The following is an 8660-nucleotide window of genomic DNA, read 5'->3' as shown; positions in this document are numbered from 1 at the left end:
GCGCCAAAGCGCAGCAAGCACGAAAATAGCGAAGCTATTTACGAGACTTGCAAGCACGGCCGACGTGGCGCTGCGCCCTGGTCGTCGGAGCGGCCTCTCCGCGACGCCCCTAGCGCAAAATCACCACCGCCCAGTCTCCATCCACGCCAGCATCCGCCGGAGCGGCAGCACCCAGATCCACGCGATCCCGGCAACCAAATAGTATGCTGCCTGCAAGAGCGGGTGCAGCCGCCCGACTACGCCCGACAGGCTGGCGGCGAGGATGCACCAGATCGTGATCAGCGCCAGGATGCCGAGCATCCCCACGGGTTTGCGCCAACTTGGGGTCATGGTCGTGGGGTCCATCCATTTTCGGTGATGATCGCGTGGAGCGGCATGTCCCACGGATCGGTCGGCAGCGTTTCGACGCGTTGTACGTCCCATGCAACCCCGATCCGGCGCGCATGCGGGAATTGCGCGAAGGCGCGATCGTAATAGCCCGCCCCCTGACCCAATCGGTCGAGTTTCGCATCGAAGGCAAGGAGCGGCGTCAGAATGATGTCTGGGACAAGCGCTGCAGCGTCTGTGGCTGGCTGCTGTAACCCGAACGGACCGGCAAACAGGGCCGCTTCGGTTGCCCAGGCGAGGAAGCGCATCGGTTCGGTGCGAATCGTGACGTGGGGCAGGGCAATCACACAGCCTGCCTCGACCGCCGCGCGGGCGAGCCGCGACGGGTCGGCCTCGCTGCCGATCGGAACGTAGGAGGTGACGGTCAGTCCTGGTCTCAGCAGCGCGCGATAGTCTGGTGGCGCTTCGATCGTGGTTGTGTTTTCGGCCACGAAGGCATCGCGGGCGGCGCGGATTTGCGACCGTAATTGGACTTTGCCGGTGCTCACGCCGGCGCGTCGCGGCAAAGCCGCGCCGTCGGAGCTTGGCTGAAGCCAAGCCCGGCCGCGCTTGTCGATCTCGCGCGCAGCTGCGCTGCGAGCGTGTCGACTGTGCGGGTGGCGGGACCGCCGTGACCGGTGGCCGGGTTATCCACTGACGCACGGTACGTCAGGTGGGGACCATATGCTTCGGACCAAGATCCTAACAGGGACAGCCCCCTTTGGATGATGAATAGCCTCAGGGATAATAAAGGCTCGTATCGGGCAGTACCCGCCGCGTACCGATATAGGCGTGTTGCCGCTATTGCTCAAGGGACGCGGCGAGCGATTCGAGGCGCGCCGCGATTCGCGCCAGCACGGCCTCATCCTTCGCCGCCGTCGGACGGCGATCTGCCTCTTCCAGCGCATCGGCGAGCATTAGCGCGACGAACAGCATCGTGCGCTCGCCGTTGAGCCCGCCCGAGGCGCGTGCTGCGGTCAACCAATGCGCATCGAGCATCGTGCCGAGGCGGCGCACCTGATCCTCCTGCCCATCGGGGCAAGCGACGATGTGGCGGCGGTCGCCGATCGTGAGCGTGACGTCCGCCATCAGTTTTGCTCTCGCTCAAGGACTGCATCGAGTGCGGCAATCGCCTCGGCCATGCGGCTGCGCAGCGTTGCGTGACGCGCGATAAGACGCGCGTGGCTGGTGTCGCGCAGGGTCGCGGCGACTTCGATTCGGGCGAGCGCCCGATCGATCCGGTCGAGCGCGGTCGGGCGAGATGGCTCTGACATTCCACGCAGATAGCATGCCGCGACGCGCCGACAAGGCGCATTTGTGACGATCCCGTGTCAAGCCGAGCGCGGCGTGCGACGGTTGACGTGCGCGCCCGCCACCCGCAAAGACGCGCGCATTGCAGGACCCGGTCGCCGCACGCCGCCTCCGGGTCGATCCGCTTTAAAGGAGCTATAGCGATGACGATCAAGGTTGCGATCAACGGTTTCGGGCGCATCGGCCGCCTTGTCGCGCGCGCGATTCTCGAGCGAAGCGACTGTGGACTTGATCTGGTCGCGATCAACGATCTGGCCGATGCGAAATCGAATGCGTGGCTGTTCAGCCGCGATTCGGTGCACGGCAAATATCCCGGCAAGGTGTCGGCCGAGGGCAATGATTTGGTTGTCGATGGCAAGCGCATCCGCGTCACCGCTGAGCGCGACCCGGCGAATTTGCCGCATGCCGAACTGGGCGTCGATATCGTGCTGGAATGCACTGGCTTCTTCACCGACCGCGAGAGCTGCCAGAAGCATCTCGACGCCGGTGCCAAGAAGGTGTTGATCTCGGCCCCCGGCAAGAATGTCGATCTGACCGTCGTGTTCGGCGTCAATCACGACAAATTGACCGCCGACCACACCATCGTGTCGAACGCGTCATGCACCACCAACTGCCTCGCGCCCGTCGCCAAGGTGCTCAACGATGCGATCGGAATCGAGCGCGGGCTGATGACCACGGTCCACGCCTATACAAATGACCAGAAGATCCTCGATCAGATCCATCCCGATCTGCGCCGTGCGCGTGCCGCTGGCATGTCGATGATCCCGACCACGACCGGGGCCGCGCGCGCGGTTGGTGAAGTGTTGCCCGAACTGAAGGGCAAGCTCGACGGTTCGGCGATCCGCGTGCCGACCCCCGACGTCTCGCTGATCGACCTCACCTTCACGCCCAAGCGCGATACGACGCGCGACGAGGTCAATGCGATCCTCAAGGCCGCGTCCGAAAGCGGGCCGCTGGTCGGCATTCTCGATTGGTCGGACGAGCCATTGGTGTCGATCGACTTGATGCACACATCGGCCTCGTCGACGGTCGACAGCCTGGAAACCGCAGTGCTCGACGGCAAATTGGTGCGGGTCGTTAGCTGGTATGACAATGAATGGGGCTTCTCGAATCGCATGGTCGATACCGCCGGCGCGATGGGCAAGTTCCTTTAAGGTGCTCTGCTGCCCCCCTGTTCCTGTCACCCCCGCGAAAGCGGGGGCCCAGCTCCCCACCGACGCATATGTTGCGCCGTCGGGAGCTGGGTTCCCGCTTTCGCGGGAATGACGGAGAAGGGGTAGTGACCGGGATACTCGCCGGAATCGCACGCCATGCCCGTCCGAAGGGGCCAATGGAGACACTCGACCAGGTCGCGGTGAGCGTCGAAGGCGGTCTGCACGGCGATTTCCGCGGGGTGGTAAAACCCGGCGGCAAGGGCCGCCGACAAGTCACCTTGCTCGAAGCTGGCGACTGGGCCGCCGCGATGGCCGAGATTGGCCATAGCATCGCGTGGTTCGAACGCCGCGCGAACTTGCTGGTCGAAGAGCTTGATCTACCCCAGATTGCTGGGACCAAGCTGCGCATCGGCGCCGAGGTGCTGCTCGAAATCACGCGCGAGACCGATCCGTGCGAACGGATGGAAGCATTGGCCCCCGGCCTCAGGGCGGCATTACTGGTCGATTGGCGCGGCGGCGCGTGTTCGCGCGTATTGGTCGGCGGGATGATCCGCGTCGGCGACACAATCAGGATCGAAGCATGACAAAGGCATTTAAGACGCTCGACGATATCGGTGACGTGCACGGCAAGCGCGTGCTGGTGCGCGAGGACCTCAACGTCCCGATGCACGATGGCGTGGTAAGCGACGACACGCGCTTCCGCGCGACGCTGCCGACGGTGACCGAACTGGCCGATAATGGCGCGATCGTGCTGATCCTGGCGCATTTCGGACGGCCCGAGGGACCGAGCGCGGAGTTTTCGCTGCGGCAGATCGTCGAGCCTTATGCCGCGGTGCTCGGTCGGCCAGTCCATTATGTCGATTGGGAAGGCGATGTCGCGGCGGTCGCGGCGCTCGCTCCTGGTGATATCGCAGTGCTCGAAAATACGCGCTTCTTCGGCGGTGAGGAGAAGAACGATCCGGTGACCGTCGCGCGCTTCGCGGCGCTGGGCGATCTTTACGTCAACGACGCCTTTTCGGCGGCGCACCGCGCGCATGCCTCGACCGAGGGGCTGGCGCACGTGCTGCCCGCCTTTGCCGGGCGCGCGATGGAGGCCGAACTCGATGCGCTCGACAAGGCGCTGGGCAATCCCGAGCATCCCGTCGCGGCAGTGGTCGGCGGCGCGAAAGTGTCGACCAAGCTCGACGTGCTGCAGCATCTCGTTAGCAAGGTCGATCATTTGATCATTGGCGGCGGCATGGCCAACACCTTCCTCGCGGCGCGCGGCGTCGATGTTGGCAAGTCGCTGTGCGAGCATGATGTGACGGCGACGGCGGACGAAATCTTCGCCGCGGCCGAGCGCGCCAATTGCACGATCCATTTGCCCTACGACGTCGTGGTGGCGAAGGAACTCCGCGCCAATCCGCCGGTGCGTACGGTCAATGTCCATGAAGTCGCGGCGGACGAGATGATCCTCGACGTTGGCCCGGCCGCGACCGAGGCGCTGGCCGATGTGCTCAAGAATTGCCGGACCTTGGTGTGGAACGGCCCGCTCGGCGCGTTCGAGACGCCGCCGTTCGACACCGCGACCGTCGCGCTGGCCCGGACCGCCGCCGCACTGACCAAGAGCGGATCGCTTGTTTCGGTCGCGGGCGGCGGCGATACCGTCGCGGCGCTCAATCAGGCGGGGGCGGCAGCGGACTTCACCTTCGTATCGACCGCGGGCGGCGCGTTCCTGGAGTGGATGGAGGGCAAGGACTTGCCCGGCGTCGCCGCGCTGCGACCACGCGGCTGATCAGCTCGCGGGCACCGCGACAGGCACCGGTTCCGCCAGCAGCGGGACCAACTCCTTGTTGAGTGCATTCAGATCGAACGCACCCGTCTTGGCATAGCGGATGCGGCCTGCGCGATCGATGATGTAGTTGGTGGGCAGGGCGCCGAGATCGCTATAGCCGCCCTTGATCCGGCGCGCCGGCTGGATGTGCATGATCGCGAACAGCTTCTTGAGCTGGAACGGTTGGAGCGAATCCTCCGTGGTGATGGCGAAGACCCGCAACCCATGCACCTTCTGGATCTCGTAATAGCGATCGAGCAACGGGCGTTCGGCTTTGCACGGCCCGCACCAGGTCGCCCAGAAATTCAGCACGACGACTTGTCCGCGCAAATCCGCCGAGGACACTTTGGTGCCATCGATCAGCGTCAGCTCGAACGGCGTCGCTACCGCGCCGACCTTGAGCGATCCGCTTGCCCCGAGCAACAGCGGGGCCGCGAGGCACAGCGCCGCGCCGGCGGCCAACCGTTTGGGAAATTTCAAGGAAATGCGCATCGTTCGCCCCCTAGGATGAGGGTTGCAGACTGGCGTGCTTGTGGTGAGCGGTCAACCGTTGCCCCGCGCCGCACGTGCCGCTAACAGCCGCGACAACATTCGTATGTGTGCGCCCGACCGCGCGGAATTGAAGGACACTCGATGCTCAACCAGGACATGATGGCCAAGATCGCAACTGGGAATGGCTTCATCGCCGCGCTCGACCAAAGCGGTGGGTCGACGCCCAAGGCGCTCGCCGGATATGGCGTGACGGCGGATGCTTGGTCGAACGACACCGAAATGTACGATCTGATCCACGACATGCGCAGCCGCATCATCACCGCGCCGAGCTTCAGCGGCGACAAGGTGATCGGCGCAATTCTGTTTGAGCGCACGATGGACGGGCTGGTCGACGGCAAGCCGACCCCGCAAGCGTTGCGCGACCGTGGCGTCGTGCCCTTCCTCAAGATCGACAAGGGTCTGGAGGACGAAGCCGACGGCGTGCAAATGATGAAGCCGATGCCCGGGCTCGACGCCTTGTTGGCACGCGCGAAGGCGCTGGGCGTGTTCGGGACCAAGGAACGTTCGGTCGTCAACCTCGCCAATCGCACCGGCATCGCCGCGATCGTCGCGCAGCAGTTCGAGGTTGCCGCGCAAGTGCTGGCGGGCGGGCTGATGCCGATCCTCGAGCCCGAAGTGAATATCAAGAGCGCCGAGCGCGCCGCGGCCGATCAGCTCTTGCTTGAGGAAATTCTGAAGGCGCTCGACGCGATGACCGGCGACGCCAAGGTGATGCTCAAAGTGTCGATTCCCGCCAAGGCCAATCTCTTTGCGCCGCTGGTCGATCACCCGCGCGTGCTGCGCGTCGTGGCGCTGTCGGGCGGGTTCAGCCGCAGCGAGGCGTGCGCTGAACTGGCCAAAAATCGCGGCATGATCGCCAGTTTCAGTCGTGCTTTGCTGTCCGATCTGCGCCACCAGATGAGCGATGCGGAATTCGACGCCGCGCTTGGCGCTGCGATCGACGAGATTTACACAGCATCGACGCAGAAGACGGCGGCCGGCTGATCGCATGCTGCGACTTTCGCTGCGCGCGATCTGCGGTTAGGGCGGCGCGATGGACATCATCGACCCGCTCGGCCCGCTCGACCCCAATTTCGCGACGCAATTCAAACGCGACATGCGGCGGCCGAAATGCCAGCTATACCTCGTCTCTCCGCTCGAGGTTGGCGGCGGCTTTCCCGATCGGCTGAAGCGTGCGCTCGACGCCGGCCCGGTCGCCGCGTTCCAGTTCCGCGTGAAGGATGTGGATCAGCATGAGGCCGCCGCCTTGGCAGAGCCGCTACGCCGGATCTGCGCTGACGCCGATGTCGCGTTCATCGTCAATGACAGCATCGCGTTGGCCAAGCGCGTTGGCGCCGACGGCGTGCATCTGGGGCAGGGCGATGGCGATCCGCGCGAAGCCCGGCTCGAACTCGGGCCGTCGGGGCAGATCGGCGTGACGTGCCATGGCAGCCGGCACCTGGCGATGGAGGCGGGGGATGCGGGCGCGGATTATGTCGCGTTCGGGGCCTTTTACCCGACCCAGACCAAGACGACCGAGCATATCGCGGACCCGGTGCTGCTCAGCTGGTGGTCGACCGTGTTCGAAATTCCCTGCGTCGCGATCGGCGGGATCACGCCCGCCAATGCGCCGCCGCTGGTGGCGGCTGGGGCGGACTTTCTGGCGGTGAGCCATGCGGTGTGGGGCGGCGATGCGGCGGCGGCGATACAGGCGTTCGGCGCGATTCTGGCGTAGCGCCGAGCTTGCGCTAGAACCGGTTCCGGCCAACGCGGACTTCGACCTTGTTGGTGAAGAGCTTGCGCGCGACGGTGCCGGCATCGCGGACCAGCACCATCACTTCGTCTCCGGCCAGAATGCGTTCGTCACTGGGCGGGCGGGTGAGGCGGGTGTCGCCGCGTTTGATCTGGACGATGAAGAAGGCACCCGCCGCCAGTCGTTCGGCGTCGCCGACGCTGAGATTGGCCATCGCGGTCCCCGGCTCGGCCACGACCAGTTCGAGATCGAGCCCCAATTCGCCGAGATCGTTACGCGCCCGCACCACCGCGTCGGCCGAGGACAAGGCGCCGCTGGCCGGATAGAGGATCATTCGCGCGATCCGCTCGGCCCCGATATGCGTCGGCAGGACGACCTTGTCGGCCCCTGCGCGGAGCAATTTGCGCTCGGTCGTGGGGGCTTCGCCGCGCGCGATAATTTCGAGCGCGGGGTTCAAATTGCGCGCGCTCAAGGTAATGAAGACGTTGGCGGCGTCATCGGGCAAGACCGTCGCCAGAACGCGGGCGCGGTTGATTCCGGCGGCGAGCAGCACGTCCTCTTCGGTTGCATCCCCGGCAATGCAAAGATAGCCCGCCGCCTCCGCCTCGGCGAGACGTTCGGGGCCGCGCTCGACCACCACCAGCGGTGTGCCAGCGCGCGCCAGATCACGCGCCAGCATCAGGCCGATCCGCCCGAAGCCGCATACGATAACGTGCCCGGTCAATTTCTCGATGCGCGCGTGCATGCGATTCGCTCCCAAAATCTGCTTGAGCTGTATCACGGTGAAGAACTGAACCAGCGCGCCGGTCAGCAGGATCATCCCGGTGCAACCGAGGATCATCGTCCCCATCGTCACCGCGTGGAGGTACGGCGTGTCGATCGCCCGGACCTCGCCATAGCCGACGGTATAGACTGTCAGAACCACCATGTACGATGCGTCGGTGAAGCTCCATCCCGCCGCCATATACGCCAGCGTTGCTACCACCACGACGGCGAGGACGAACGCCACGATCGACGCGAGATTGCGGAGGGGCGAGCCCAGCACGCTTTCGGTATCGGTTAGGAAGGTGCGCACGGACGGAAGGTGTGCCGGTGCGGTGCCGCTGAGTCCAGCCCGCCTTGCCCAATACGGCGACCGTCGTTACAGGCCCCCGCTCACGCTCTTTCAATCTGCAGGCACCCCCATGAAGATCAACGCGGTCGAAATCCGTCCCGGCAACATTCTGGAATATGAAGGCGGCATCTGGAAGACCGTCAAGATTCAGCATACCCAGCCGGGCAAGGGCGGTGCCTATATGCAGGTCGAGATGAAGAACCTCATCGACGGCCGTAAGACCAATATCCGCTTCCGCTCCGCCGAAAGCGTCGAGAAGGTGCGGCTCGATACGGTCGATTTCCAATATCTCTTCCGCGAGGGCGACACGCTCACTTTCATGGACAAGATCAATTACGAGCAGATCACGCTCGATGCCGACATCCTCGGCAATGCCGCTGCCTTCCTGCAGGATGGCATGGATGTCGTGATGGAATTGTGGGACGAACGCCCGATCGCGGTGCAGTTGCCCGATACGATCGAGGCGATGATCGTCGAGGCCGATGCCGTGGTGAAGGGGCAGACCGCCTCGTCGAGCTACAAGCCCGCGATTCTTGAGAATGGCGTGCGCGTGATGGTGCCGCCGCACATCGGAGCGGGGACGAAGATCGTGGTCGATGTTTACGAGCAGACGTATGT

Annotated in this window: 12 protein-coding genes; 6 read left to right on the top strand and 6 right to left on the bottom strand. The window is 64.7% G+C overall.

The genetic code is table 11. The features are described 5' to 3' along the window. Positions 1–120 precede the first annotated feature (120 nt). From ABWP09_RS09720 to ABWP09_RS09705, 4 genes are all read right to left on the bottom strand, one after another. Positions 121–330 (bottom strand): DUF2842 domain-containing protein, encoded by a 210-nt coding sequence (locus ABWP09_RS09720; RefSeq protein WP_353204945.1) that lies wholly within the window; start codon positions 328–330, stop codon positions 121–123. Beyond that, positions 327–875 (bottom strand): 5-formyltetrahydrofolate cyclo-ligase, encoded by a 549-nt coding sequence (locus ABWP09_RS09715; RefSeq protein WP_353204944.1) that lies wholly within the window; start codon positions 873–875, stop codon positions 327–329. Before ABWP09_RS09715 ends, ABWP09_RS09720 begins: the two co-directional genes overlap by 4 nt. A 292-nt stretch (positions 876–1167) precedes the next feature. Then, positions 1168–1455 carry a cell division protein ZapA gene (locus ABWP09_RS09710; RefSeq protein ID WP_353204943.1) on the bottom strand — a complete coding sequence of 96 codons (288 nt, stop codon included), beginning with the start codon at positions 1453–1455 and terminating at the stop codon, positions 1168–1170. Further along, positions 1455–1640, bottom strand: coding sequence for a hypothetical protein (locus ABWP09_RS09705; RefSeq protein ID WP_353204942.1), 186 nt, complete (start codon positions 1638–1640; stop codon positions 1455–1457). Before ABWP09_RS09705 ends, ABWP09_RS09710 begins: the two co-directional genes overlap by 1 nt. Before the next feature lie 180 nt (positions 1641–1820). Here ABWP09_RS09705 and gap point away from each other — a divergent pair, with 180 nt between their 5' ends. The 3 genes from gap (at position 1821) to ABWP09_RS09690 (ending at position 4605) form a co-directional block, all read left to right on the top strand. After that, the gene (gene gap / locus ABWP09_RS09700; RefSeq protein ID WP_353204941.1) at positions 1821–2831 is read left to right on the top strand and encodes a type I glyceraldehyde-3-phosphate dehydrogenase; all 1011 of its coding nucleotides are present in this window, start codon (positions 1821–1823) and stop codon (positions 2829–2831) included. A 176-nt stretch (positions 2832–3007) separates the two neighbouring features. After that, positions 3008–3415, top strand: a complete 408-nt coding sequence (locus ABWP09_RS09695) for an MOSC domain-containing protein (RefSeq protein ID WP_353204946.1) — start codon at positions 3008–3010, stop codon at positions 3413–3415. Then, positions 3412–4605 (top strand): phosphoglycerate kinase, encoded by a 1194-nt coding sequence (locus ABWP09_RS09690; RefSeq protein WP_353204940.1) that lies wholly within the window; start codon positions 3412–3414, stop codon positions 4603–4605. The genes ABWP09_RS09695 and ABWP09_RS09690 overlap by 4 nt, the downstream gene beginning before the upstream one ends. Here ABWP09_RS09690 and ABWP09_RS09685 read toward each other — a convergent pair whose 3' ends face one another. Continuing rightward, entirely contained in the window at positions 4606–5136 is a 531-nt protein-coding gene (locus ABWP09_RS09685) for a TlpA family protein disulfide reductase (RefSeq protein WP_353204939.1), read from the bottom strand. A gap of 141 nt (positions 5137–5277) precedes the next feature. On the opposite strand from ABWP09_RS09685, the gene ABWP09_RS09680 reads away from it, so the two are divergent. Together ABWP09_RS09680 and thiE are read left to right on the top strand one after the other, a co-directional pair. Beyond that, complete coding sequence (locus ABWP09_RS09680) at positions 5278–6180, top strand: fructose bisphosphate aldolase (protein ID WP_353204938.1); 903 nt, start codon at positions 5278–5280, stop codon at positions 6178–6180. Between the two features lie 49 nt (positions 6181–6229). Next, entirely contained in the window at positions 6230–6910 is a 681-nt protein-coding gene (thiE, locus tag ABWP09_RS09675) for a thiamine phosphate synthase (protein WP_353204937.1), read from the top strand. Positions 6911–6923: 13 nt separating this feature from the next. Here thiE and ABWP09_RS09670 read toward each other — a convergent pair whose 3' ends face one another. Then, entirely contained in the window at positions 6924–8003 is a 1080-nt protein-coding gene (locus ABWP09_RS09670; protein ID WP_353204936.1) for a potassium channel family protein, read from the bottom strand. Between the two features lie 109 nt (positions 8004–8112). On the opposite strand from ABWP09_RS09670, the gene efp reads away from it, so the two are divergent. Continuing rightward, positions 8113–8660 (top strand): elongation factor P (gene efp / locus ABWP09_RS09665; RefSeq protein WP_353204935.1); only part of this gene is annotated, 548 nt, incomplete at its 3' end.

It is taken from the genome of Sphingomonas sp., assembly GCF_040398505.1.
GTDB lineage: Bacteria > Pseudomonadota > Alphaproteobacteria > Sphingomonadales > Sphingomonadaceae > Sphingomonas.
This window is presented reverse-complemented; position numbering and strand designations above follow the sequence as displayed.